At 67.7% G+C, this 24,649-nt stretch carries 21 protein-coding genes and 1 pseudogene; 9 read left to right on the top strand and 13 right to left on the bottom strand.

The annotated features are described in order from the left end of the window. Window positions 1-40: 40 nt before the first annotated feature. From tcuA to ACN6PJ_RS04585, 4 genes are all read left to right on the top strand, one after another. Window positions 41-1,456, top strand: coding sequence for an FAD-dependent tricarballylate dehydrogenase TcuA (tcuA, locus tag ACN6PJ_RS04600; RefSeq protein ID WP_427994720.1), 1,416 nt, complete (start codon window positions 41-43; stop codon window positions 1,454-1,456). Next, window positions 1,443-2,660, top strand: a complete 1,218-nt coding sequence (gene tcuB, locus ACN6PJ_RS04595) for a tricarballylate utilization 4Fe-4S protein TcuB (protein ID WP_427994719.1) — start codon at window positions 1,443-1,445, stop codon at window positions 2,658-2,660. The genes tcuA and tcuB overlap by 14 nt, the downstream gene beginning before the upstream one ends. A gap of 73 nt (window positions 2,661-2,733) precedes the next feature. After that, complete coding sequence (locus ACN6PJ_RS04590; protein WP_427994718.1) at window positions 2,734-3,711, top strand: Bug family tripartite tricarboxylate transporter substrate binding protein; 978 nt, start codon at window positions 2,734-2,736, stop codon at window positions 3,709-3,711. A 33-nt stretch (window positions 3,712-3,744) separates the two neighbouring features. Next, complete coding sequence (locus ACN6PJ_RS04585) at window positions 3,745-4,311, top strand: hypothetical protein (RefSeq protein ID WP_427994717.1); 567 nt, start codon at window positions 3,745-3,747, stop codon at window positions 4,309-4,311. A 14-nt stretch (window positions 4,312-4,325) separates the two neighbouring features. Here ACN6PJ_RS04585 and ACN6PJ_RS04580 read toward each other — a convergent pair whose 3' ends face one another. From ACN6PJ_RS04580 to ACN6PJ_RS04555, 6 genes are all read right to left on the bottom strand, one after another. Beyond that, window positions 4,326-5,738: a PLP-dependent aminotransferase family protein gene (locus tag ACN6PJ_RS04580; protein ID WP_427994716.1), complete on the bottom strand. Its 1,413-nt coding sequence runs from the start codon at window positions 5,736-5,738 to the stop codon at window positions 4,326-4,328. Window positions 5,739-5,763: 25 nt separating this feature from the next. Beyond that, window positions 5,764-5,907: a DUF2474 family protein gene (locus tag ACN6PJ_RS04575; protein WP_427994715.1), complete on the bottom strand. Its 144-nt coding sequence runs from the start codon at window positions 5,905-5,907 to the stop codon at window positions 5,764-5,766. Next, on the bottom strand, window positions 5,907-6,914 hold the full coding sequence (gene cydB / locus ACN6PJ_RS04570; RefSeq protein ID WP_427994714.1) for a cytochrome d ubiquinol oxidase subunit II: 1,008 nt from the start codon (window positions 6,912-6,914) through the stop codon (window positions 5,907-5,909). The genes ACN6PJ_RS04575 and cydB overlap by 1 nt, the downstream gene beginning before the upstream one ends. Window positions 6,915-6,918: 4 nt before the next feature. Further along, window positions 6,919-8,355, bottom strand: coding sequence for a cytochrome ubiquinol oxidase subunit I (locus tag ACN6PJ_RS04565; RefSeq protein ID WP_427994713.1), 1,437 nt, complete (start codon window positions 8,353-8,355; stop codon window positions 6,919-6,921). 224 nt (window positions 8,356-8,579) lie between these two features. After that, a complete protein-coding gene (locus ACN6PJ_RS04560; protein ID WP_427994712.1) occupies window positions 8,580-9,458 on the bottom strand; it encodes an EamA family transporter in 879 nt (292 codons plus the stop codon). Window positions 9,459-9,480: 22 nt separating this feature from the next. After that, window positions 9,481-10,098 carry a nitroreductase family protein gene (locus ACN6PJ_RS04555; RefSeq protein ID WP_427994711.1) on the bottom strand — a complete coding sequence of 206 codons (618 nt, stop codon included), beginning with the start codon at window positions 10,096-10,098 and terminating at the stop codon, window positions 9,481-9,483. 136 nt (window positions 10,099-10,234) lie between these two features. Between ACN6PJ_RS04555 and ACN6PJ_RS04550 the strand changes: the two genes are divergently transcribed. Beyond that, complete coding sequence (locus ACN6PJ_RS04550) at window positions 10,235-11,131, top strand: LysR family transcriptional regulator (protein ID WP_427994710.1); 897 nt, start codon at window positions 10,235-10,237, stop codon at window positions 11,129-11,131. Between the two features lie 14 nt (window positions 11,132-11,145). Here the strand turns inward: ACN6PJ_RS04550 and ACN6PJ_RS04545 are convergent, their stop codons facing one another. The 5 genes from ACN6PJ_RS04545 to ACN6PJ_RS04525 are packed head-to-tail and all read right to left on the bottom strand — an operon-like array spanning window position 11,146 to window position 18,090. Then, window positions 11,146-11,616: a hypothetical protein gene (locus ACN6PJ_RS04545; RefSeq protein WP_427994709.1), complete on the bottom strand. Its 471-nt coding sequence runs from the start codon at window positions 11,614-11,616 to the stop codon at window positions 11,146-11,148. A gap of 42 nt (window positions 11,617-11,658) precedes the next feature. Next, the gene (locus ACN6PJ_RS04540) at window positions 11,659-12,783 is read right to left on the bottom strand and encodes an ABC transporter permease (protein ID WP_427994708.1); all 1,125 of its coding nucleotides are present in this window, start codon (window positions 12,781-12,783) and stop codon (window positions 11,659-11,661) included. Window position 12,784: 1 nt separating this feature from the next. Then, the gene (rbbA, locus tag ACN6PJ_RS04535; protein WP_427994707.1) at window positions 12,785-15,529 is read right to left on the bottom strand and encodes a ribosome-associated ATPase/putative transporter RbbA; all 2,745 of its coding nucleotides are present in this window, start codon (window positions 15,527-15,529) and stop codon (window positions 12,785-12,787) included. Beyond that, complete coding sequence (locus ACN6PJ_RS04530) at window positions 15,529-16,596, bottom strand: HlyD family secretion protein (RefSeq protein ID WP_427994706.1); 1,068 nt, start codon at window positions 16,594-16,596, stop codon at window positions 15,529-15,531. The genes rbbA and ACN6PJ_RS04530 overlap by 1 nt, the downstream gene beginning before the upstream one ends. A 21-nt stretch (window positions 16,597-16,617) precedes the next feature. Next, entirely contained in the window at window positions 16,618-18,090 is a 1,473-nt protein-coding gene (locus ACN6PJ_RS04525; RefSeq protein ID WP_427994705.1) for an efflux transporter outer membrane subunit, read from the bottom strand. A 198-nt stretch (window positions 18,091-18,288) separates the two neighbouring features. Here ACN6PJ_RS04525 and ACN6PJ_RS04520 point away from each other — a divergent pair, with 198 nt between their 5' ends. Beyond that, window positions 18,289-18,951 carry a TetR/AcrR family transcriptional regulator gene (locus ACN6PJ_RS04520; RefSeq protein ID WP_427994704.1) on the top strand — a complete coding sequence of 221 codons (663 nt, stop codon included), beginning with the start codon at window positions 18,289-18,291 and terminating at the stop codon, window positions 18,949-18,951. A 72-nt stretch (window positions 18,952-19,023) separates the two neighbouring features. Beyond that, window positions 19,024-20,604 carry an EAL domain-containing protein gene (locus tag ACN6PJ_RS04515; RefSeq protein ID WP_427994703.1) on the top strand — a complete coding sequence of 527 codons (1,581 nt, stop codon included), beginning with the start codon at window positions 19,024-19,026 and terminating at the stop codon, window positions 20,602-20,604. 6 nt (window positions 20,605-20,610) lie between these two features. Here the strand turns inward: ACN6PJ_RS04515 and kch are convergent, their stop codons facing one another. Both kch and ACN6PJ_RS04505 read right to left on the bottom strand, forming a co-directional pair. Continuing rightward, on the bottom strand, window positions 20,611-21,822 hold the full coding sequence (gene kch / locus ACN6PJ_RS04510; RefSeq protein WP_427994702.1) for a voltage-gated potassium channel protein: 1,212 nt from the start codon (window positions 21,820-21,822) through the stop codon (window positions 20,611-20,613). A gap of 431 nt (window positions 21,823-22,253) precedes the next feature. Next, window positions 22,254-23,063, bottom strand: a complete 810-nt coding sequence (locus tag ACN6PJ_RS04505; RefSeq protein ID WP_427994701.1) for a response regulator transcription factor — start codon at window positions 23,061-23,063, stop codon at window positions 22,254-22,256. A 482-nt stretch (window positions 23,064-23,545) separates the two neighbouring features. Between ACN6PJ_RS04505 and ACN6PJ_RS04500 the strand changes: the two genes are divergently transcribed. After that, a complete protein-coding gene (locus ACN6PJ_RS04500; RefSeq protein ID WP_427994700.1) occupies window positions 23,546-23,956 on the top strand; it encodes a Tox-REase-5 domain-containing protein in 411 nt (136 codons plus the stop codon). A gap of 152 nt (window positions 23,957-24,108) precedes the next feature. After that, a pseudogene (locus ACN6PJ_RS04495) lies at window positions 24,109-24,327 on the top strand (hypothetical protein); the annotation flags it as partial. Window positions 24,328-24,649 lie beyond the last annotated feature (322 nt).

Below are 24,649 nucleotides of genomic sequence, written 5' to 3'. Positions count from 1 at the left end.
GGGCCCGATACAGTCCGTTCCTTGAATTGGGAACAATGGCATGGTCGACGTCTTGGTGATAGGAGGGGGCAACGCGGCGTTGTGCGCGGCCCTGATGGCGCGCGAAGCCGGCGCCAGCGTGCTGCTGCTGGAAGCGGCGCCGCGCGAATGGCGCGGCGGCAATTCGCAGCACACGCGCAATCTGCGCTGCATGCACGACGCGCCGCAGGACGTGCTGGTCGACGCCTACCCCGAAGAGGAATACTGGCAGGACCTGCTGAAGGTGACGGGCGGGCTGACCAACGAGCACCTGGCGCGCCTGGTCATCCGGGAATCCTCCACCTGTCGCGACTGGATGCGCCGCCATGGCGTGAACTTCCAGCCGCCGCTGTCCGGCGCGTTGCACGTGGCCCGCACCAACGCCTTCTTCATGGGGGGAGGCAAGGCGCTGGTCAATGCCTATTACCGCAGCGCCGAGGCGCTGGGCGTGCAGGTCCGCTACAACGCCCCGGTCGATTCGCTGGAGCTGGACGGCGGGCGCTTCGTGGCGGCCCGCATCGGCGGCGAGCGTATCGAGGCGCGCGCCTGTGTGCTGGCCGCGGGGGGCTTCGAGTCCAACCGTGAATGGCTGAGGGAGGCCTGGGGCCAGAACGAGCGCGGCGAGTGGCCGGCCGACAACTTCCTGATCCGGGGCACGCGCTTCAACATGGGCGTGCTCCTGAAGTTCATGCTCGACGCCGGCGCGGACGGCATCGGCGACCCGTCCCAATCCCATTGCGTGGCCATCGACGCCCGCGCGCCCTTGTACGACGGCGGCATCTGCACGCGCATCGATTGCGTGTCGCTGGGCGTGGTGGTCAATCGGGACGCCCAGCGCTTCTACGATGAGGGCGAGGATTTCTGGCCCAAGCGCTACGCCATCTGGGGACGCCTGACCGCCATGCAGCCGGGGCAGATCGCCTATTCCATCATCGATGCCAAGGCGGTCGGCCGCTTCATGCCGCCGGTGTTCCCGGGCGTGAAGGCCGATACCTTGCCGGAACTGGCGGAGAAGCTGGGCCTGGATCCGGCCGCTTTCGAGCAGACCATCCAGCAGTACAACGCGTCCTGTCGCGTGGGCAAGTTCGACCATACCGCGCTGGACGATTGCCATACCGAAGGGCTGACGCCCGCGAAGACGCACTGGGCGCGCCCAATCGACACCGCGCCTTTCTACGGCTACGCCTTGCGACCCGGCATCACCTTTACCTATCTGGGCCTGAAGGTGGACGATACCGCCGCGGTCCGTTTCAACGACGTGCCCAGCGACAACCTGTTCGTCGCCGGCGAAATGATGGCCGGCAACGTGCTGGGCAAGGGCTATACGGCCGGGGTGGGCATGTCCATCGGCACGGCCTTCGGCCGCATCGCCGGCACCCGGGCGGCTGCCGCCGCGCGCCGCCAGCACTCCGCGGGAGCATTCCATGAAGCCGCTTGAAGCCCTGGCCCGCGAGGCGCAGTCCTTTTCCGAATCGAAGCCGGCCATGGCCGAGCAGACCATCCAATGGCACGGCAGGAACGCCAAGCCGCAGGCCGGCGCCTTGACGGACGACGAATCCGAAGTCGCGCGCGTCATGCAGATCTGCAATGCCTGCCGGTACTGCGAAGGGTTCTGCGCGGTCTTCCCCGCCATGACCCGGCGGCTGGAATTCGGCAAGGCCGACATCAATTACCTGGCCAACCTCTGCCACAACTGCGGCGCCTGTCTGCATGCCTGCCAGTACGCGCCGCCGCACGAGTTCGCGGTGAACGTGCCGCAGGCCATGGCCCGTGTGCGGGTACAGACCTATACCGACTACGCCTGGCCTGCCGCCCTGGGGGCGCTGTACAAGCGCAATGGCCTGGCCCTGTCCCTGGCCACCGCGGCCGGACTGGCGCTGTTCCTGGTCCTGGCGGTGGTGATGGCGGGCGGGCTGTTCCACGAGCCGATGGGCGGCAACTTCTACGCCGTGTTCCCGCACAACACGCTGGCGCTGATGTTCGGCGTGGTGTTCGGCTTTGCCGTGCTGGCCCTGGGCGTCGGCGTGGCGCGTTTCTGGCGCAACGTCAGCCCGGGGGCGGCGTCCGGCGCGGCGGTGGCCGAGGCCGCGCACGACGCGCTGCGCCTGCGCTATCTGGATGGCGGGCACGGCAAGGGCTGCAATAACGCGGACGACGCCTTCACGCTCTGGCGTCGGCGCTTCCACCACTTCACCTTCTACGGCTTCATGCTGTGCTTCGCGGCCACCAGCGTGGCCACGCTGTACCACTACCTGCTGGGACAGCAGGCGCCGTATCCCTTCCTCAGCGCGCCGGTGCTGCTGGGCACCGCGGGCGGCATCGGGCTGCTGATCGGCCCGGCCGGGCTGCTGTGGCTGAACGTAAAGCGCCACCCGCTGCAGGGCGATGCCGCGCAGAAGCCGATGGATCGGGGCTTCATCGCGCTGCTGTTCCTGACCAGCGCCACCGGCCTGGCGCTGCTGGCCGGCCGCGACGGCGGCGCGATGGCGCTGCTGCTGGCGATTCACCTGGGCGTGGTGATGGCGCTGTTCCTGACCTTGCCCTACGGCAAGTTCGCCCACGGCATCTATCGCTCCGCCGCGCTGCTGAAGTGGTCCATCGAGAAACGCCAGCCCAACAAGCTGCAACTGGGCTCGGATTGAACGGCCGCATGCCGGCCTGAGGCGGGCGCCGCCTTGCACGGCGCCGCAAGCGACAACAAACCTGGAGACTTCAATGTTCCGCACTCCCTTGCTGGCGCGCGCCGCGCTGGCCGCCTGTCTGCTGCCGGCGCTGCCGGCCGCCCAGGCGCAATCCTTTCCCGCGAAGCCCATTACGCTGGTCGTGCCGCACTCGGCCGGTGGCACCTCGGACATCCTGGCGCGCACCGTCGCCGCCGAGGCCGCCAAGACGCTGGGCCAGACCATCGTCATCGACAACAAGGGGGGCGCCAACGGCACCATCGCGGCCAAGCAGGTGGCGACGTCCGCGCCCGACGGCTACACGCTGCTGCTGGCCACCGCCAGCACCCACGGTATCAACCCCTCCCTGTACTCGCGCATTTCGTACGATGCGGTGAAGGACTTCACCCCCGTCACGCTGCTGGCCACCGTACCCAACGTGCTGGTGATCGGCAAGCAGGTGCAGGCCGGAAACGTGCAGGAGCTGATCACATACATACGGTCCCAGGGAGACCGGACCAACATGGGCTCGGCGGGCGCGGGCACGCCCGGCCATCTGGCCGGCGAGATGTTCAAGAGCGCGGCCAAGCTGGAATTCACGCACGTGCCGTACAAGGGCGGCAGCCCGGCCATCACCGACCTGATCGGCGGCCAGATCGATTTCATGTTCACCACCATTCCCGGCGTGCTGCCTCACGTGAAGGCAGGCACGCTGCGCGCGCTGGCGGTGACCTCGCCGCAGCGCTCGCCGGCCATGCCCGACATCCCCACCATGGCGGAATCGGGGCTGCCGGGCTTCCAGGCGGTGTCGTGGCACGGCATCGTCGCGCCCGCGGGCACGCCCGACGCGGTCGTCGCCCGGCTGAACGACGCCTTCAGCGGCGCGCTGGCCGCCCCGGCCGTCAAGCAGCGGCTGATGGAGGAGGGCGCCCAGGCATCCAACCTGAACACCACCGCCTTCGGCTCTTTCATCCAGAAGGAAATCGCGGCCTGGGCCAAGGCCGTGAAGGATTCGGGCGCCACGGCGAACTGAGAGGCGGGCGCCGGCCTGTCTTAGAATGGCCGCATGCTGATCTCCGCCCTTCTCACGACGCTGGCCCTGGCGACAGGCAACGCCTCCGCCTTCGATCTATGGTGCTTCTACGCGGACAAGACCGCCGACGGCGTGTTCGAGCGCGTGGAGCATTGCGCCCGTGAAGAGGGCGGCGCCATCGTCTTCAATCCCGAATACCTGCGCCGGATGCAGTTCGGCGGCGACGGGCTGGCGCCCGCCGGCCTTCCCAGCGGTTGGCGCTGGGTGCGGCCGGATGGCCGCTCGGTGTCCGTCCTGACGTACGACAACGGCCCGGACGAATTCGAGGAAGGCCTTGCGCGCGGACGCCGTCCGGAAGGCATGGCGTACTACGACAGGCGATTGAACCTTGCGCTGGCCACGTCCTATGCCTGGGCAGAACCCTTCAGCGGCGGCCTGGCGGCCGTCTGCACCCGCTGCGTCATCGTGCCGGAAGGCGAGCATTCGATGGTGGTGGGCGGCGACTGGGGCGCGATCGACCGCCAGGGCCGGCTGGCGCTGCCCCTGCGGCCGGACGCGGAGTCCCTGCGCCGCGAGCTGAAGGCCGCGAGACAACGCTGAGCGCCGCCCGCGGTTCAGCCGCCGGCCAGCAGCTTGCCCAGCGTCGCCATGCCCTGCTCCATGTCCGGGCTCCAGGGATGTCCGCCGTTCAGGCGCAGGAAATTGCCGAATGCGCCGGAGGCCGAAAACAGCGGGCCCGGCGCGATGCTGATGCCGTGCCCGAGCGCGGCGCGGTGCACCTTCAGCGTGTCGATGTGTGCGGGCAGTTCCACCCACACAAAATACCCTCCCGCAGGCCGGGTGGCCCGCGTGCCCTTCGGGAAGTAGCGGGCGACGGCCTGGAGCAGCTCGCCCTGCTGCAGGGCCAGGGTTTGGCGGAACTGCCGCAGGTGCCGGTCGAAGCCGCCTTTTTCCAGATAGGCGGCGATGGCCGCCTGCGTGGGCGCCGCAGTGGCCAGGCTGGTGGTGAGCTTATTGCGCATGATCTGGCGCGTATAGCGGCCGGCCGCGACCCAGCCCACGCGGTACCCGGGCGCCAGGGTCTTGGAGAACGACGAGCAGTGCATCACGATGCCTTCCCGGTCGTAGGCCTTGGCGGGGCGGGGCCGGTTTTCGCCGAAATACAGTTCGCCGTAGACGTCGTCCTCGATCAGCGCCACGCCATGCTGCGACAGGAGCCGCACCAAGGCCTCCTTCTTGTCGTCCGGCATCAGGCTGCCCAAGGGATTCTGGAACGTGGTCATGAGCCAGCAGGCTTTCGGCCTGTGGCGCAGGATGGCTTCTTCCAGCGCCTGCAGGTCTATGCCCTCACGCGGGTGAGTGGCCACTTCGATGGCGTGCAGGCGGTTGCGCTCCAGCGATTGCAGGGCCGCGTAGAACGTGGGGGATTCCACGATCACCGCGTCGCCAGGCCGGGTCACGGCCGCCAGGCTGAGATTCAGCGCGTCCAGCGCGCCGTTCGTGATGATGATGTCGTCCACCGGCACGGACAGGCCGTCGGCCAGGTAGCGCAGCGCGATGGCGCGCCGCAGCGCCGGGTCGCCCGGGCTCAGGTCGTCGATCGAGCCCCAAGGATCCAGGCGCTGGACCGTGGCCGCCATGAACTTCGCCAGCCGGCCATAAGGCAGCAGCGAGGGGCTGGGAAAGGCGGATCCGAATGGCAGCATGTCGCGCCGCAGAGTGGCATTGAGCACCTGCAGCACGTTGTCGCTGACGTCCACCGGATGGCGGCCGGCGCTGGCGTTCGACAGGCCGTCCGGCTCCGGCAAGGAGGCATGCGGCGCGCGCTGCACGTAGTAGCCGGAGCGGTCGCGGGCGCGGATCAGCCCGCGCGCTTCCAGCAGGTAGTAGGCCTTGAATACCGTCGACGGGCTCACGCCGCGGCTGGCGCTGGTCTGCCGGACCGAAGGCAGGCGGTCGCCCGCTTGCAGCAGGCCCGAGCGGATCGAGGCGGTGATTTCTTCTGTCAGCCGTTCATAGCGCTTCATGGGAGGGTCCGTTCTTGTGAGCGGTTCAGGCGGACATGCCGATGGATCTCATGATCAGGCGCAGCGCATAGGCGGCCGCGCCCAGCGCCGCCACGCTGCATGCCCAGATTATCGCCAGCCAGAGCAGCCGGCTGCGCCACGAGGGCAGGGGGGAAGCGGAACCGTTCATCAGTGGAACTCCTCGCCGGTGCGCACCTTGCCCCGGAACACGTAGTATGACCAGGCCGTGTACATGAGAATGACCGGAATGATCGCCAGGGCGCCCACCAGCGCGAAGCCCTGGCTTTGCGGCGGCGCCGATGCGGTCCAGATGGATACGTCGGGCGGAATGATGGCGGGCCAGATGCTGATGCCCAGCCCGCTGTAGCCCAGGAACACGAGAGCCAGCGAGAGGACGAAGGGGCCGGCGCCCGGCATGCCGCGCACGCGGCGCATCAGATCGAAGCCGGCGGCCGCCACCAGCACGGGCACGGGAAGGAACCAGAACATATTGGGCAGGCTGAACCAACGCTGCGCGATCTGCGGCTGAGCGAGCGGCGTCCAGAGGCTGAGCGCGGCGATCACCGCCAGCAGCGCCAGCGTGAGCGGACGCGCGATGGCGCACATCTGGCGGTGCAGGCGCCCTTCGGTCTTCATGATGAGCCAGGTGCAGCCCAGCAGGGCGTAGGCCACGACCAGTCCCGCGCCCGTGAACAGGGAGAAGGGGCTGATCCAGTCCCAGGGCCCGCCGTCATAGGCGCGGCCCGCTACCCGGATGCCTTCGATGTACGCGCCCAGCGTGACGCCCTGGAAGAAGGTGGCGCAGACGGAGCCGGCGACGAAGGCGCGGTCCCACATGGGGCGATGGCGCTCGTCCGCCTTGAAGCGGAATTCGAACGCCACGCCGCGGAAGATCAGGCCCAGCAGCATGAAGACCAGCGGCAGATGCAGCGCGTGCAGGATCACGGAGTAGGCCAGCGGGAAGGCCGCCATCAGGCCGGCCCCGCCCAGCACCAGCCAGGTTTCGTTGCCGTCCCACACGGGGGCCACCGTGTTGACCATCACGTCGCGTTCCGCGCGGTCGGAGATCAGCGGGAAGAGAATGCCGATGCCCAGATCGAAGCCGTCCATGATCACGTACATCATGACGCCGAAGAGGATGATGACGGCCCATGCCAGTGCAAGGTCGATGCCCATGGCGTCAGACTCCCGAATGCTTGCGTTGCGCGGGCCGCATGCCCGCCAGGGTGGAGGCGGCCGACAGCGGCCGGGACGGCTGGCGCGGTTCTCCCGGCCCGCCCGACAGCGGCGAATGGCCGGGGGCGGGGCTGGGCCCCATGCGGATCAGCCGCAGCATGTACGACACGCCCGCCCCGAACACCAGCAGGTACACCGCCACGAAGAGCGCCAGGGTCAGCGTCAGCTCGCCCAGGCCGTGGGGCGTGGCCGCGTCGGCCGTGCGCATCACGCCATACACCACCCATGGCTGGCGTCCGATCTCCGTGACGTACCAGCCCGCCAGGATGGCGATCAGCCCGGACGGACCCATCCACAGGGCGTAGCGGTGCAGCCAGCGCGCCTCGTACAGCCGGCCGCGCCAGCGCGCCCACAGCGCCCAGGCGGCCAACGCGATCATCAGCATGCCCAGCCCGGCCATGACGCGGAACGACCAGAACACGGCCGTCGCGTTGGGGCGGTCTTCCGGCGGATAGGACTTGAGGCCGGGGAACTGGCCGTCCCAGCTGTGCGTGAGGATCAGGCTGCCCAGGCGCGGAACGTTCAGCGCGTAGCGGGTTTCCTCGAGCTCCATGTCGGGGATGCCGAACAGCGTCAGCGGCACGCCGGCACCGGGCTCGTTCTTCCAATGCCCTTCGATGGCAGCGATCTTGGCCGGCTGGTGCTTTAGCGTGTTCAGCCCATGGAAGTCGCCCACCACCGCTTGCAGGGGCGCGACAAGCAGCAGCATGCCCATGGCCATCGCGAACATCTTCTTCACGGCCGGACTGCGGTCGCCGCGCAGCAGGTGCCAGGCGCCCGACGAACCCACCATCAGGGCGGTGGCCAGGAAAGCGGCGATGCCCATGTGGGCGAGGCGGTAGGGGAACGAGGGGTTGAAGATCACCGCCAGCCAGTCGGTGGGCACGACCCGTCCGTCCAGGATTTCGTAGCCGGCGGGCGTCTGCATCCAGCTATTGGAGGCCAGGATCCAGGTCGCCGACACCAGCGTGCCGAGCGCGACCATGACGGTCGAGAAGAAGTGCAGGCCCGGCCCCACGCGCGACCAGCCGAACAGCATTACGCCCAGGAAGCCGGCCTCCAGGAAGAAGGCGGTCAATACCTCATAGGCCAGCAGGGGCCCGGTCACGCTGCCCGCGAAGTCGGAAAAGAAGCTCCAGTTGGTGCCGAACTGATAAGCCATCACCAGGCCGGACACGACGCCCATGCCGAAGTTGACGGCGAAGATCTTGGTCCAGAAATGGTAGAGGTCGCGGTAGACGGTGTTGCGCGTGCGCAGCCACAGCCCTTCCAGCACGGCGAGGTAACTCGCCAGCCCGATGGTGATGGCGGGGAAGATGATGTGAAACGAGATGGTGAAGCCGAACTGTATTCGGGCGAGCAATAGCGCGTCGCTATCCATGGCGGTATTCCTGACGGGTTTGTCCTACGCCATGACCTTAGGGTTTCCACCGGTATCAGTACAGATTCAGAAGCAAGAGAAAAAAGCGGATCAGATTTGGATGGAACGCTGCAATCTTCGCCCGCGCCATAGGGAAAAGCGGCGATGTCCCAGATGGCCGGGAGACCGCCAAGTTACAAAAAAAGCAGCACAGGCGGATGGGCGCTGCGCCTGCTCCGCAGGGGCTACAGCGGCCTGGGAGCCGCCGCCATGGCGGCGGGACGCTGGGCGCGCTGGCTCAGCCACACGCTGGCCACCACGATCGCCATGCCCGCAAGCTGAGCCGCGCTCAGGCTCTGCCCGAGCAGGCCCCAGCCCAGCAGCACCGCCGTGACCGGACTGAGAAAGCCCAGCGACGACACCACCGAGGGCTCCAGCCGGGCGATGCCGCGGAACCACAGCACATAGGTCAGCGCGGCGCCGATGAGGCCCAGGTACGCGAGCCCGAGCACGTTGGGCGCGGTGAGCGCGGGCAGGGAGGGTTCCGCCAGCCAGGCGGCCGGCAGCAGCAGCAGCCCTCCCGCCGTCAACTGCCAGGAGGTGAACGCCAGCGCCGAGACCGGCGGCTGCCAGCGGCGGCTCAGGACCGTGCCCAGCGCCATCGAAGCGGCGCTGGCCAGCCCTGCGGCGATGCCGGTGGAGTCCAGCGCCGCCCTGGGCGTCAGCACCAGCAGCGCGACCCCCGCGATGCCGGCGACGGCCGCCACGACCGACAGGCCGCGCACGGCAGCGCCCAGCAACGCGCGGGCAAGCAGGATCACGACCAGCGGCTGGATGGCGCCCAGCGTCGCCGCGACCCCGCCCGGCAGGCGGTAGGCGGCCACGAACAGAAGGGCCCAGAACACGGAGAAATTCAGCGCGCCCAGGACGAAAGCGCGCAGCCACCAGATGCCTTGCGGCAGGGCGCGCACGCAGGCAAGCAGCAGGAGACCCGCCGGCAGGGCGCGCAGCATGGCCACGGTCAGCGGGTATCCCTGCGGCAGGAGTTGGGTGGTGACCACGTAGGTGCTGCCCCAGATGGCTGGAGCCAGGGCGGTGAGGAGCAGGTCTGCGCTGCGGTTCATGGCGGGCTTCCTTGCGCGGGGTTCAGGCCAGTTCCAGGACCTCGGACACCGGCCGGCGCGGTTTCTGCGGCCAGTTTCCCGCGCGGGCGTAGCCCATGGCCACCAGCATGACCGGCACTTCGTCCTGGCGCAAGCCGAACGCCTGCGCCACGCCGGGCGCATCGAATCCCGTCATCGGGCTGGCGGACAGGCCTTCCGCCTGGCCCGCGAGCATCAGCGCGGAAGCGCCGAAAGTGGCGCTGCGCACCGCCTCGTCGCGCTGCGTCCGGGGGGCGTCCGTGTAGAGGCGGCTGGCCGCGCCTTCCCAGGCCGGCACCATGCCGGGCGGCATGAACCCCGCCTCCACCGAGGGCCGCAGGCGCTCGGGCAGCGAGTCCGCCCGGGGCAGCACGCCCAGCACGATGAAGGTAACGGCGGCGTCGCTCACCTTGGGCTGGTTCCAGGCCAGCTCCCGCAGGCGCTGCTTGCCTTGCGGGGTGCGCACGGCAATGAAGCGCCAGTTCTGCAGATTGAACGCGGTGGGCGCCCGCGTGGCCCAGCCGATCAGGGCGCGGATGCGGGCGTCGTCCACGGGGAGGTCCGGGTCGAAAAAGTTGGCGGAATTGCGCGCCGCGAGGGCGTCGGTGAGGGGATGGCTCATGGCTTGCCTGCCTTTGGAAACGGGTTTCGGTTGCCGGACGATGCCGGCCACTCCATGGATGACAGGCTAATTGAATCTATTCAAAGCGATAATATGCATTCCGATGGCAAGATAATTCGCTCACGGTAAATAATCCATGGACCATCTCACCGCGCTCAAGGTTTTCCGGCAGGTCGTCGAGCAGGGCGGCTTTGCGGCGGCGTCGCGGCATATGGGGTTGTCGCCCGCCGCGGTCAGCAAGAACATCGCCGAACTGGAGGCCCATCTGGCCGCGCGCCTGCTCAACCGCACGACGCGGCGCATGAGCCTGACGGAAGCGGGCACGCGCTACTACGAACAGGTCGGCCGCATCCTGGACGAGCTGCACGACGCCGAGATGTCGCTGGGCCCGCTGCACCAGGCGCCGACCGGCACCTTGCGCGTGAGCGCGCCGATGTCGCTCAGCCTGACCCGGCTGTCGGCCGCCATTCCGCGCTTCCTGGAACGCCACCCCGGGCTGTCCCTGGACCTGAACCTGGAGGACCACCGCGTCGATATCGTCAAGGAGGGCTACGACCTGGCGATACGGGGCAGCGACCGGCTGGAGGATTCCAGCCTGGTGGCCCGCAAATTGATGACGCTGGAGCACGTGCTCTGCGCCGCGCCCGCCTATTTCCAGCGGCACGGCGTGCCAGCGGAGCCCGCCGCGCTGCGCGGCATGGAATGCGTGAGATTCACGCTGTCGGGGCATGCGGACGAATGGACTTTCCAGCGCGACGGCCAGGTCCAGCGCGTGCCGGTGCGGGGACGCTACAAGGTCGGTTCCAGCCTGGCCGTGTGCGACGCGCTGCGCGCGGGCTTCGGCATCAGCCTGGTGCCCCGGATCTACGTGCAGGGCGACCTGGACAGCGGGGCCCTGCAAGCCGTCCTGGCCGACTGGGCCCCGGTGGAAACCTATGTGTACGTGGTGTATCCCTCGCGCCGCTACATGGTGGCGAAGCTGCGGGCATTCGTGGATTTCCTGCTGGAGGAACTCGGCCCGCCGCAGGCCTGAGGCGGGCCGCAAGTTCAGCCGCCGTGGCGGCCGCCGGGCTGGCTGGCCTCGCGCATGGCCGAGCATGCGGACGCCATCTGGTTGGACAGGGTGGTCCAGATCTGCGCCATGGGAGTGGCGTCCAGGCCGATGCCGCCGCCCGCGGCCTGCTTCAGCCAGCCCGTCATGGCTTCGCTGATGCCGGCGGCCAGCGCGGCCTGTTCTTCCAGCAGCGCGTGCGTGATGGCCTGGCTGGCTTCGAGCTGGCATTGCCACTGCTTGCGGGTGGCTTCGCCCAGCGCGGGCGCGATGTCCTGCCAGGAGCCGGATTGTTTCAGGGGCCCCAGCGTGGACAGATACCGCGCGGCGCCATCGTCCGCCAGGCGCCGGCCCAGCTCGATCCAGCGCTGCTGGCTTTCTTGCGCAAGCTCGGCCATGCGCTGGCAATAGGCGGCGTTGGCGCCCGCGAGGCCCTGGGGCATGGAGGCAGTAGTTTTCTTCATCATCCGTCCTTTTAAAGAGTAGTAAGGGGCAACGAATGCACGGCCTCACGCCATCTGGCTGAGGGTCTTGCGAAAGCGGGCCAGGGAGAACGCGAACAGGATCGAACCTATCAGCGCCAGCGCCAGGAACGGTTGCCATACGACACCGATTCCCGCGCCGCGGTAGAGAATGGCCTGGCCGAGTTCCACGAAATGAGTGGTAGGAGCGGCCAGCATGATGTCCTGCACGAACTGCGGCATGCTTTCGCGCGGCGTGGTGCCGCCCGACAGCATCTGCAGGGGCAGCAGCACGAGCACCAGCAGCATGCCGAACTGCGGCATACTGCGCGCGAGCGTGGCCATGAAGATGCCCATCGACGTCGTTGCGAACAGGTGCAACGCCGCGCCGGCGAGGAAAAGCGCCACCGATCCTTCGATCGGGACATGCAATAGGCCGCGCACCACGAAAGTCAACGATAGCCCGGCCGACGCCAACACGACCAGCCCCATCGACCAGACCTTGGCGACCATGATTTCGGTGGGCGTCACCGGCATGACCAGCAGGTGTTCGATCGTGCCATGTTCGCGCTCGCGGATCAGCGCCGCGCCCGTCAGGATGATGGATAGCATCGTGACGTTGTTGATGATCTCCATCAGCGCGCCGAACCATGCCTGCGTCAGGTTGGGATTGAAGCGCATGCGCACGGCGAGCTCGACCGGCAGCTCGGTCGGCGCGCGGTAGCGTCTGGCGAATTCGTTGATCTCGTCGGTGATGATCTGCTGGATGTAGCTGCTGCCCGTGAATGCCTGGCTCATTCGGGTCGCGTCCACGTTCAGCTGGATTTCCGCCGGCCGGCCCGCCAGCACGTCGCGCTGGAAATCGGGGGGGATGCCCACCGAGAAGGTGTAGCGCCCCGCGTCCATGCCGGCGTCGGCTTCGGCGGAAGTGATCAGGTTCGGGGGCGTGAAGTGCGGCGGATAGAAGGCCGAGACGATGCGCGCCGACAGGGGCGAGACGTCTTCGTCCACTACGGCGATGGGCGCGTTGTGCAACGTTTCGGGCACGGCGGTGGCCGCCGTGTAGATCATCAGCGTGAACGACACGAAGATCAGGATCAGCATCATCGGATCGCGCGCCAGGCTCCACAGCTCCTTCACGCCCAGCCGGTAGATGTTCGCCAGGTGCCGCATGTCAGCTCTCCTGTTTCTTCAGCAGGAGCGCCGAGGCGCCGAGAACGATGGGGATCGCGGCCAGCAAGGGCCAGAACGAGCCTTGCAGGTTCGAGAAATCCAGGGCCTTGCTGAATATCCCGCGGCTGATGGTGAGCATGTGAGTGGCGGGATAGATCTGGCCGATCAGCCGCCCGGCGCCCTCCAGCGACGAGACGGGGTTCAGCAGCCCCGCGAACTGCACCGCGGGCACCAGCGTGCCGATCATGGTGAAGAACAGCGCCGCGATCTGGCTGCGGGTAAAGGTGGAGGCAAGCAGCCCGATCGCGGTAGCCACCACGTTGTAGATCAGCGCGGCCACGAGCAGCGTGGGAAAGCTCCCAGTGATCGGGACGCCGAACAAGGTCACGGCCAGCAGGGTCATCAGGAGGAAGTTCAGCATGGCCAGCGCCACGTAGGGCGCCTGCTTGCCGAGCAGGAACTCCAGCCGCGTCACCGGCGTGACATACAGATTGATGATGGATCCCAGCTCCTTTTCACGCACCACCGCCAGCGCGGTCAGCATCGCGGGCATCATGAGCAGCAGCAGGGGAATCACGGCGGGCACCATGGCGGGCAGGCTGCGCACGTCGGGGTTGTAGCGGAAGCGCGTTTCGATGCCGACCGGCAGCGTGGCGCTGGCGCCCAGCCGTTCGCGCGCCTGTTGCATCAGCCAGCCCTGGTGCATGCCCATCACGTAGCCGCGGATGGTTTCGGCGCGTTGGGGCATCGCGCCGTCGATCCAGACGCCGATCTGCGCGCTGGCGCCGCGCTGCACGTCGCGGGCGAAGCCCTGCGGGATTTCGATGGCCAGCGACAATTCCCCGCTGCGCATGCGCGCGTCCATGTCGGCGTAATCCCGGATGGGCGGATGTTCGATGAAGTAGCGCGATCCGGCGAGATTCAGGCTGTAGTTCTGGCTCAGCCCGGTCTGGTCGCGGTCCATGACCGCGTAGCGCAGATCCTCCACATCCATGCTGATGCCGAATCCCATCACGAACATCAGCAGGAGCGATCCGGCAAGCGCCAGCGTCGCGCGCACCGGGTCGCGGCGCAGCTCCAGCGATTCGCGCCACATATAGCTCAACATGCGCTGCAGGCTGAAACCATGGCGTTCGGACGGCCCGGAGCCGCCGGTATCCGCGGGGGCGGCTTCGCCGCCGGCCTCTTCGTCCGGCGCGGTGCCCGCGCCGGCGTCGATCAGGTAGGCGATGAACGCCTCTTCCAGGGTCTTCGCGCCGCGCATGCGGGTGATCTCGTCGGGCGAGGCGCTGACCAGGACCTTGCCCGCGTGCATCAGCGACATGCGGTCGCAGCGCTGCGCCTCGTTCATGAAGTGCGTGGAGATGAAAATGGTGACCTGGTCCTGGCGCGCCAGCGCGATGAGCAGCCGCCAGAACGCATCGCGCGCGACGGGGTCCACGCCCGACGTGGGTTCGTCCAGGATCAGCAACTCGGGCCGGTGCACCATGGCCACCGCCAGCGACAGGCGCTGGCGCACGCCCATGGGCAGGTTCTCGGGCAAGGTGTCCAGCACCTCGCCCAGGTCGAAGCGGGAGACCATCTCGTCCACGCGCGCCGGAATCTCGGATTCCGGCACGTGGAAGAGGCGCGCATGCAGTACCAGGTTCTGCCTTACGGTCAGTTCGCCATACAGCGAGAACGACTGTGACATGTATCCCACGCGGCGGCGGGTATCGATGTTCTTCGGATCGACCTCCGCGCCGAACAGCCAGGCCTGGCCCTCGCTGGCCGGCAGCAGGCCGGTCAGCATTTTCATGGTGGTGGACTTGCCGCAGCCGTTGGAGCCCAGGAACCCGAATATCTCGCCTTTGCGGATGCGGAAATTGACGTGGTCCACCGCGACGAAATCGCCGAATCTCATGGTGAGGTCGCGCGCCTCGATGGCGATTTCGGCGTCGTCGCCCACCTCCAGCGGCACGATCTCCACGGGCTTGTGGCCGCGCCGCTTGGCCTCGGGCAGCAGCGCGATGAACGCCGCCTCCAGCGAGTCCGCTCCCGTGCGCCGTTCGAGTTCCGCGGGGGTGCCGGTGGCCAGCACCCGGCCTTCGTCCATGGCGATGAGCCAGTCGAAGCGCTGCGCCTCGTCCATATAGGCCGTGGCCACGATGACGCTCATGCCGCGGCGTTCGCGGCGTATCTGGTTGATCAGATCCCAGAACTGCGCGCGCGCGAGCGGGTCGACGCCGGTAGTGGGCTCGTCGAGGATGAGCAGGTCGGGATCGTGGATCAGGGCGCAGCACAGGCCGAGCTTCTGCTTCATGCCGCCGGAAAGCTTGCCGGCGGGCCGCGACAGGAACGCCGACATGCCCGTGCTGCGCGTCAGGCTGTCGATGCGGCGGCGGCGTTCGGCCTCGTCATGGCCGAACAGGCGTCCGAAGAACTGCAGGTTCTCCTCGACCGACAGCGTGGGGTACAGGTTCTTGCCCAGGCCCTGCGGCATGTAGGCGATGCGCGGGCACACCGCGTCGCGGTGCCGGCGGCTGGCCATGTCGCCGCCCAGAACCTCGATCCTGCCTTCCTGCACCTTGCGGGCGCCGGCCACCAGGGCCAGCAGGCTGGACTTGCCCACGCCGTCGGGGCCGATCAGCCCCACCATGCGGCCGGCGGGAACGTCGAGCGTGATGCCGTCCAGCGCGACCGTTACGCCGTAGCGCAGGCTCACGCCCGACAGCGTGACGACGGGGGCGGTGTCCGCGCGGGCCATCACGGCACCCTGACTTCCAGATTGGCGGGCCATTGGGCGTCGGCGTCCAGCTTGAGCCAGGCCACGCCCGGCAGGCCGGTCTTGACCTGCTTCAGGTGCCGCTGCAGCAGCTCGGGGCTGATCTGGGCCTTGACGCGGAACATCAGCTTCTGCCGTTCGCTGGCCGTTTCCACCGTCTTGGGCGTGAATTGCGCGGTGCTGGCCACGAAGGACACCTTGGCGGGAATGACGTACTGCGGCGCGGCGTCGAGGATGATGCGCACGTCCTGGCCCATGGCCACGCGGCCCGCGGCCTGCTCCGGCAGGAAGAACGTCATGTACACGTCGGACAGGTCCACCATGTTCAGCACCTTGCCGCCCGCGCCCAGGACCTCCCCCGGTTGCGCGACGCGATACTGCACGCGGCCATCGCGGGGGGCGCGCAGTTCGCTGTCGGCGATGTCGGCCTCGATGCGCGCGATGGTGGCCTGCGCCGCGGTGACGGCGGATTCGGCGCCGACCTGGGCGGCGCGCGCGGCGTCGATGGCGGCCTGGGCCGCGTTCACCTGGGCGCGCGAGGCATGCACGGCGGCCTGCGCGCTGCGCACGCGCGCGCGGTCGTCGTCCAGCTCCTGGATGGACGACGCGCCTTCCTTGGACAGGGCCTCAGAACGCGCCAGGCGGCGCCGCGAAGCGTCCAGCTCGCTTTCCCGCTGCACCACGACGGCCTCGGCGGCCAGCTTGTCGCTTTCGCGTTGCACGACCTGCGCGCGGGCGCTGGCCGCGGCATTGACGGCCTGCTGGTGCTGGGCGCGGGCCTCTTCGCGCTGCGCCTGGAGCGTGTCCACCTGCATGCGCGCCAGGGGCTGCCCCGCGCTGACGAAATCGCCCTCGACGGCGAGCACTTCCTGCACGCGGCCGGCCAATTTGGCGGCGACGTCGATTTCCGTGGCTTCGATACGGCCGTTGCCGCTGATGAAACCCTCGCCCGGACCGGTGTCCGAGAGCATCCGCCAGCCATAGTAGCCGGCGGCGGCGACGGCCAGGACGATCAGGACGGGGACCAGTTTTCGGGAGGGCAGGCGCATGGGGGAGTCCTAGGTTCGCGGTTATCTGGAGCCGGCGTTGCGCAGGCCGGAGGCCGCCTGGGCCGGGGCGGCGGCTTGCGTGCCTCCGCCCAGCGCGGCATACAGCCTCACCCTGCTGGATAGGAGCGCGCGGCGTGTCTGCGCAAGCTTTTGCTGGGCGGCAAGCAGGTCGCGCTGGGCATCCAGCACTTCCAGGTAGGGCGACGCGCCGTGGTCGTAGCGTAATTGGGCCAGGCGGGCGCGCTCGCTCTGCGCGTCCACCGTGGCGCGGAGCACCTCGACTTGCTCTGCCAGCCAGCGGCGGGCGGACAGGGCGTCGGACACGTCCTTGAAGGCCGTCTGTATCGTCTGTTCATAGCTGGCCACCGCCTGGTCGCGACGCGCCTCGGCCAGGTCCACCGTCGCGCTGCGGCGTCCTGCGTCGAAGATCGGCAGGCTGATGCTGGGCGCGAAATTCCACGCGCGGCTGCCGCCGGCGAACAGGCCGTCCAGCTCGGCGCTGGCGGTGCCGAACGCGCCGGTCAGGGTGATGCTGGGCAGGAACGCGGCGCGGGCCGCGCCGATATTGGCGTTCGAGGCCTTCAACCGGTGTTCGGCCGCGACGATGTCGGGGCGGTTGACCAGCAACTCGGACGGCAGGCCCGGGGGCAGATCCCGCATGACGGCGCTGTCGTCCAGGCGGGCCGGCAGCGAGGGCAGGTCCAGCGGCGCGCCCAGCAGCAGCGCCAGCGCATGGGCCTGTTCGGCGCGGGCCTGTTCCAGGTCCGCGCCCAGCGCCTTGGCCTGCTGCCACAGCGTTTCGACCTGGGTGAGGTCCAGCTTGGAGATGGAGCCCACTTCGTAGCGGCGGCGAAAGATGCGCAGGGACTCCTCGCGCGAGGCGATGGTCTCGCGGGTCAGCGCCAGACGTTCGTCCAGTTCGCGCAGCGACAGGTAGCTGTCCGCCACTTCCGCGATCAGGCTCAGCGTCGCCGCCCTGGCGGCCGCGTCGGAAGCCAGGTAGTTCTGCAGCGCGGCGTCCTTCAGGTTGCGCACGCGGCCCCAGAAGTCGAGTTCCCAGCTGGCCATGCCCAGCCCGACCTGGTATTGGCTGGAGATCTGCGGCTGTCCGGTGAGATTCAGGTCGCCCGGCACGCGCGAGCGGGCGCCGTCGGCCTGCGCGCCGATCGTGGGGTACTGGTCTGCGCGCTGAATGCCATACAGCGCGCGCGCTTCTTCCACGCGCAGCAGCGCATTGCGCAGGTCGCGGTTGTTGTCCAGGGCGGTGGCGATGAGCCCTTGCAGCACCGGGTCGGGGAAATAGGCCTGCCAGGCGATATCGGCGGCGGCCGCGGCGGCCGGGGTTTCGGGGCCGGCGGCATACGTTGCGGGCACGGGCAGGGCGGGGCGCTCGTAGTCGGGCGCCAGCGAAACGCAGCCGCTGGCCAGCAGTGTCAGCAGGGCCGCAGGGACGAGGCGCGTGGCGATCGTGGCCGGAAGCGGGCGGCGTGTCATGCGAGGTCTCTCCAGCGCAGGGGGCGCCGGGGACCGTTCCGGGATTGGCGGGCTTGTGGCGCCGCCTCCGGGACGGACCCGACACCGAGGTCATGCCAGTATTGTGCCGAGCCTTGCCCGCGCATTCCTTGACCTGGATCAAGCTAGCGACTGACCAGTCGGTTTTTAATGAATCGCATGCATGGAGGGAACAGCAGGATGAACACGCAGCGCCGTCGTCTTCCGCAGGCCGTGCGGGTCGGGCAGATCCTCGACGCCGCGCTGCAGGAGTTCTCGCAAGCCGGCTACGCCGGCGCCAGGATGGACGACATCGCGTTGCGCGCCGGGCTGTCCAAGGGGGGGCTGTACGCGCATTTCGATAGCAAGGAGGCCGTCTTCGAGGCCCTGCTGGCGCGCCACCTGAGTCCTTCGAGGCTGGACGTCGAGGCCGTCGTGGACGGAGCCGCGACGCCGCGCCATCTGGCCGAGCGCATCGTCAATCATCTCTACGTCAGCCTGGGCAATCCCGCCATGGTCAGCACCCTGCGCCTGTTGCTGGCGGAAAGCGGCCGCGTGCCGCATCTGGCCGCGCGCTGGCGCAACGACACGGCGGCGGCCCACCAGGCCGACATCGCGAGGCTGCTGGAGCGCGCGCGCGACCGCGGCCTTTGCGGCGAATGCGTGGCGCGGCACCATCCATGGCTGCTGCTCTCGCCCATCGTCCACACGCTCGTCATGTCCGCGCTGCTCGGCGCGGGCGAACGCATCGACCTGCCGGAGCGCCGCCTGGCGCACGTGGCGCTGATCTGCGAGCTGTTGCGCCCGCCGGCCGCGCCGGCGGGGCCGCCACCCGCCGCGGCCGGCCCGGTTCATCCTTCTTGACGTTGCGTGCGTCATAGTGTCCTATCCAGGCTGGGCCTGCGACAGTCACGGACAACTATGCGGCGAGGCGATATGCCTACTTCGGGAATGACGGTCGGCGCACCGTCCTGGCGTTATCTGCCAGTGGCGCTGGCCTTGGTGCTTCCCCTTCTCGTCTGCGCCGGGTGGACGTGGCTGTACGCGAACAATGCCCAGCGGCAGGAAGCCGGGATCGCGGCCCGCATCGTGCGGGTCCAGGCGGAGAGGATTTTCGCCCAGTCCCGGGACATGCTGGAGCGGGTGGCGGCGCTGGCGCCCGGGGCATGCCCCGACCTGCTGCCCGACCTGCAACGCTGGGGCGCGCTCAATCCTTACTTCCGGTCCCTGGCCCTGGCGCGCAACAGCCGCGTCTATTGCTCGTCCGCTCTGGGCGAGGTGGACGCCTCGATCGACGATTTCAGCAGATGGCCCGTGCGCATCTCGCCGGACAGCTGGCCGCGCACGGTCGCGGGTACGCCCCTGGCGCCCGACCGTCCGGCCGTCCTGCTGGGCAAGTCCCGGCCGGACGGATACGGCGGCATTGTCGAGGTGGACGGCCGCTACGTGCAGGACCTGCTGGATGCGGTCGCCACCATGGGCGACTTTCAGCTGGAACTCATCGTGGGCAAGGGCGCCCCGATCCGCAGCGAGTCCTGGGGCCGCCCGGCGAGCCACGTGGTGCCTCTGTACCAGGAAACCGCCGACGAACCCGGCGGAGCGGCCCTGACCGTCAACGTCATGGCCCCGGCCGAGGCGCTCGTGCAGGCATGGTCGCAGTCCATGCTGACGTATTTGCCGGTAGCGCTGCTGATCGGTGCGGGCCTTGCCCTGGGCGCCTACCGGCTGCAAGCCAATCGGCAATCGTTCAAGGAGCAGTTGCGCCGGGCCATGCGGGCGGGCGAGTTCCATGTGCACTATCAACCGATATACAGCCTGGCGAGCGGCCGGTGCGAAGGCGTCGAGGCGCTGATGCGGTGGGAACGCCCGGGCTCGGGCCCGGTGCGCCCGGATGTCTTCATCGCGGCGGCCGAAGCGGACGGCATGATCATCGCCCTAACCCGCCACCTGCTGATGCTGATCGAGCGCGATGCGCGGACCTGGGCCACGCCTGCGGACTTCCATATTGGCGTGAACGTGGCGGCCGAGCATCTGTCCAGCGCCGGGCTGGTGGCCGACATCCAGGCGTTCGTCGCGAACGTTGCGGCGCGCCGCCCGCTGGTCGTGCTCGAGATCACGGAGCACAGCCTGATCTCGGACAACGGCCAGGCGCGGCGCAATATCGACGCCTTGCGCGCCGAGGGCCTGCGGGTCGCCATCGACGACTTTGGGACGGGCCACTGCTCGCTCTCGTATCTGCAGAAATTCCCGGTCGACTACCTGAAAATCGACAAGGGTTTCGTGCAGGCCATCGAACCGGCGGGAGGAGAGGCGCCGGTGCTGGACGCGATCATTACCCTGGCGAGCCGCCTGGGGCTGGCGGTGGTCGCCGAAGGCGTGGAGGTCCAGTACCAGTTCGACTACCTGAAGGCGCGCGGAGTCGCCTTCGTCCAGGGTTATTTCTTCGCGCGGCCCATGCCTTCCGTGGAGTTCGTGCGCTGGTACGCCGGGGGCGCGCAGCCGGACGCCGCCGCCTAGAGGGACTCAGGCTGCCTTGCCGCCAGGAGCGGCCTTGGTGAAGAACAGGTCGGTGATGCTCTGGCTGTCCATGGGCTCGCCGCTGATCGTGCGCGCCAGCAGTTCCGCGCCCAGCAACTGCACCGAGAACACCAGGTCGGGTTGCACGCGACGGATCTTTTCCAGGTGTTTGCTCGTGTTGACCAGCGCTACTGTCTTGGCGCCCGTGTCGCCCGTCGCTTCCTTCGCGGCCAGCACGATGAACGCGTTCTCGGCGTCGTCGTCGCGCAGCGCCAGCACATAGCGCGCGCGGGCGACGCCCGCGTTGCGCAGCACTTCCACGCTGGATGGGTCGCCCTCGATCAGGTCGGCAGCCGCGGGGTATTCCTGCGGCACGCCGGTGGGCACGATGACGGTGACTTCGTCGCCGCGGCGGCGCAGCCCTTCGTAGACGCTCAGCGCCAGGGGCGTCGCGCCCGCGATGATGATGTGGTTCTTGCGCATGGCGGTGGAAAACCTGCCTTTGACCAGCCGTTTCAGATTGCCGCCGATGACAGGCCCGGCGATCGCGCTGATGGAGGTGGCGAATATGGTGATGCCCAGGATGATAATCGACGCCGTGAACAGGCGGGCGGTGCCCGTGTGGGGCGTGATATCGCCATAGCCCACGGTGGACATGGACACGATGGAGAAATAGAAGGCCGTGCCGGCATCCTGGATCGGAGGGTTGAATTCACTGCCCAGGTAGAGCGTGCCGAAGACCGCGTAGATCAGCAGAGACAGCATGCTGACCACGGCGAACAGCGAACCGGCCGTGACGCTGGCGCGGTCGAAGCGCCGCCAATACGCGACCAGCGCAATGACGAGGACCAGCGTATAAATGCCCAGGCCGGCGCGGCCGTGGTCGTCCAGTATCGCGAACGTGCCGATGCCGATCAGCAGCACGAGCGAGAACGCCCAGGCGATGCGGGCCTTCAGGATCAGGCCCAGCGCGATGACCTGCAGACCGACCCCCAGGACCAGGCGGGGGATCTCCAGCAGACCGACGACCCGCACGACCTCATGCCAGTTGTCGACGGCGAGCCAGAACGAATATTCGCGCGCGCGCACTTCGCGCAGCACGGGGTGCATGAAGGCGTATCCGTCCAGCGCCACCAGGATGGCCAGGCACCAGTTGGGAGGAAACAGCGCCAGCAATTTCCGCAGGCGGTGCGTGAGGGGAACGGGCATGATCGGCATGGGCGGGTCCTTTGGCGGCATTTTAGAGGGTGCGCATGAAGGGGCTTTCCTATACCGGATATGTATAGAAGACTATCAACAAAGAATTACTGGAAACCTGCCCAAGGTCCTAAACTCCCTGCATCACGCGGCTATCCGCCAGGATCGCCGCTGATAAGGGCGATCTGCCCGCCGGCTTGTCGAGGCGGACCGGTCGTTGCGTTGATCACGTTGCAGCCTGCGCGGGGACTAGAGACCCCGCACGGGTTCACGGCCCAGGCCGTACGTGAGCAGTATGAGGCACGAATGTTGGAATCGCGTGGGCCAGGTAGAAGGCATCAGTGCCGGCTGATGACTCCGGGTTCACGTGTTGTTTTAGCGCGGCGTCTTGGCCTTTCGAGGCAGCGCCGCGTTTTTTTCGCCTGGCCGCAGCGCGCCGGGCCACTTCCGCGTCACGAAGACGCGTCCGCCAGCTCGCGGCGCCAGTCGTCCTGCGAGTCTGGCCGCCCCTCATCCCCCATTGCCCGGAAATCCAGGTCGAACGCGATGTCCGCGGCGAACATATAGCCCCAGCCATGTACGGCGCGGATCGGCAGCGCCATCTGTTTGGCGGCGGCCTTGCGCCGCAGGCGGCTGATCATGACATCCACGAAGCGCCGCCGGGTGATGCCGCTATCCGCATCGTCCATGCCGTCCGCGTGAAATGCCTCGCGGCTCACCTTGCGATCCGGGGAGTTCACCAGCCGGGAAAGAAAGTCGCGTTCTCCGGTGGTCAGGCCCAGGGTCCGGCCTCCCGGGCTGACCAGCGTCCAGCCCTTGTTCGCCAGGCGCCAGGTTTCCTGGGAGGACTCTCCCGCCAGGGAGGCCTCGGATGCCGCGTCCGGGCTTTCCTGGACCGCCGCCCGGCGCACCAGGGCCTGCAGCGCCGCGGCCAGCTCCAGCCCGGTGACGTCCGGGGGCAGGCAGGCGTCGGCGCCGCAAAGCAGCGTGCGGATGCGGCTCTCGGCGTCGGGAAACGCGGAGATGGCGACTATGCCCAGGCCGCGGTCCGCCGCGCGCAGCCGCACCGCGGCGTTGTGGATGTCCGGCAGCGGAGCTTCCAGGACGATCAAGGGGCTGGGGGCGTGGAAATATCGCTCGTAGAGCTTGGCGAGGTCGTGGCAGTGGCGGACGTTGAAGCCCAGGTGGGACAGGGCGTCGGCGAGTCTGGCATGTCTGGCGTTGTCGTAGCCGAGGAAAATGACATCCAGCGTGTTGTTCATTGATGCTTCCAGGACGAAGCCGTCCGGCGGTGTTGTTCGAATGGGCGCGCGGCCATGCTGCCGCCGGCTCGCGGCGGATGCGCGCGTCGACGCCGCACGGAATTCACGCCCGTGTTTCATTTAAACACGGGCGTGTTTTTTTGTGAAGATACGTTTCTGTGGTATCTAATGGTAACCGATGCGCAAGCTCAAATATGGAAAATGCGGCTCTTCGCCGATCTGTGCGGGTATGGGAAACGCCAGGATTCGAATAATCAGACCCCCAGTGGCAGCGACACGTTTCCAGGAAGGCTAAGTAGAAGGGATGCGCACCGCATGCGGTGCGGTATTGATCGCCTCGCAGATGGTGGCGCGTGTCGGCGAGGCAGAGGGATTGCCTGAGCCCGCTGGTAGCCCAACGCCGCAAAGTGAGACGCTCTGTCAGGAATGCCTAGAGTCCGCCGCTCGCACGGCCGCAACGGCTGTGGCACGAGGGTAGCAGGGTGACGGCTCAAGTAGAGGAATACCTGGCTACTCATCAACAGCAGACGGGTTGGATCGCAGAGGCCATTGCGGCGGCGCTCGCTCGCGCCGCCGCAAGCGCTGCGGCGGGCGCGGTACTGGGCGGCGTGGCCGCCCTGCCAGGCGATACGCCGCGGGAGGATGGCGAAGTCAAGCCCACTGCCCCCGCCTTGCCTAGACCCGGGGAGCCATGTAAGAAGTGCCCGCCTGATCTGGGGAGGATCGTTAGACGCCGACATGGCGTGAATTGGAACGCCTACGAGTACCAGGCTCGGATAACAGGATTTGCCTACGATACTGAGTATTGCCAATGGAGTGGTGAGTGGAGTTGGCAGGGCATTGCGGTGGGGGTACCTGATATCGATTTCGACGGCTTCATATCGGCAATTTAAAGATCCAACGCATCAGTCGGGCGATTTCCCGGAGATGCTGCGTCGAATGCACGCCATCACGCAACTACTGGCGCAGAAGTCAGAGGGGTTGACACACTGGTTCTCGCAGGGTGAGTCGGTCGACGATTCCAAGTTATATCCTGCCTTTGAAGGTGCTATACCTCCCGCAAGTGATTACCGCCCAGCAAGTGCCGGAGGCCCAGGCGCTGATCCCCGTCCCTGCCGCCGGAAAGAAGCAGACGGGTACCATCATCGTCAGTGTCGCCGATGAGGTGTTTTCGCTCGACAATCCCAGCCACGTCGAGTTGGCGAATCATATCGAGATGCGTCTGGTAGACCAGGATCTGTTGCCGTGCTACGTAGACCTATGACGCCAGGCGCAGCTGTGCTGCCGGGAGCAGGGTTGTGACGAAGCGGAATCTCACCGTCAATGGGAGACATCCAATTTGCCGTAGTGGAATAGGATGCCCTGCACGAACCGGTTCTTGTTTCGGTAGCCATGGGCCTTCAGTCGCACGTCACGTTCAGCACCTGCCAAGGCTTGCGCAGTCCGAGAATTTTCGCGTAGCGATTTGCATCATTCATGCTCATCTTTAGCCGCAATTACGCTTGAAATAATGTGTGTTTCAAACTCGTGCGCGACGACATCTTAAGTGTGGTCGATACATTATTTTCTAGTTCAGATACATCGAG

The sequence above is a fragment of the Achromobacter sp. genome, from assembly GCF_050285585.1.
Classification (GTDB): domain Bacteria; phylum Pseudomonadota; class Gammaproteobacteria; order Burkholderiales; family Burkholderiaceae_B; genus Achromobacter.
The sequence above is the reverse complement of the archived record's forward strand: the minus strand, read 5'-3'. Positions and strand labels throughout refer to the sequence as shown.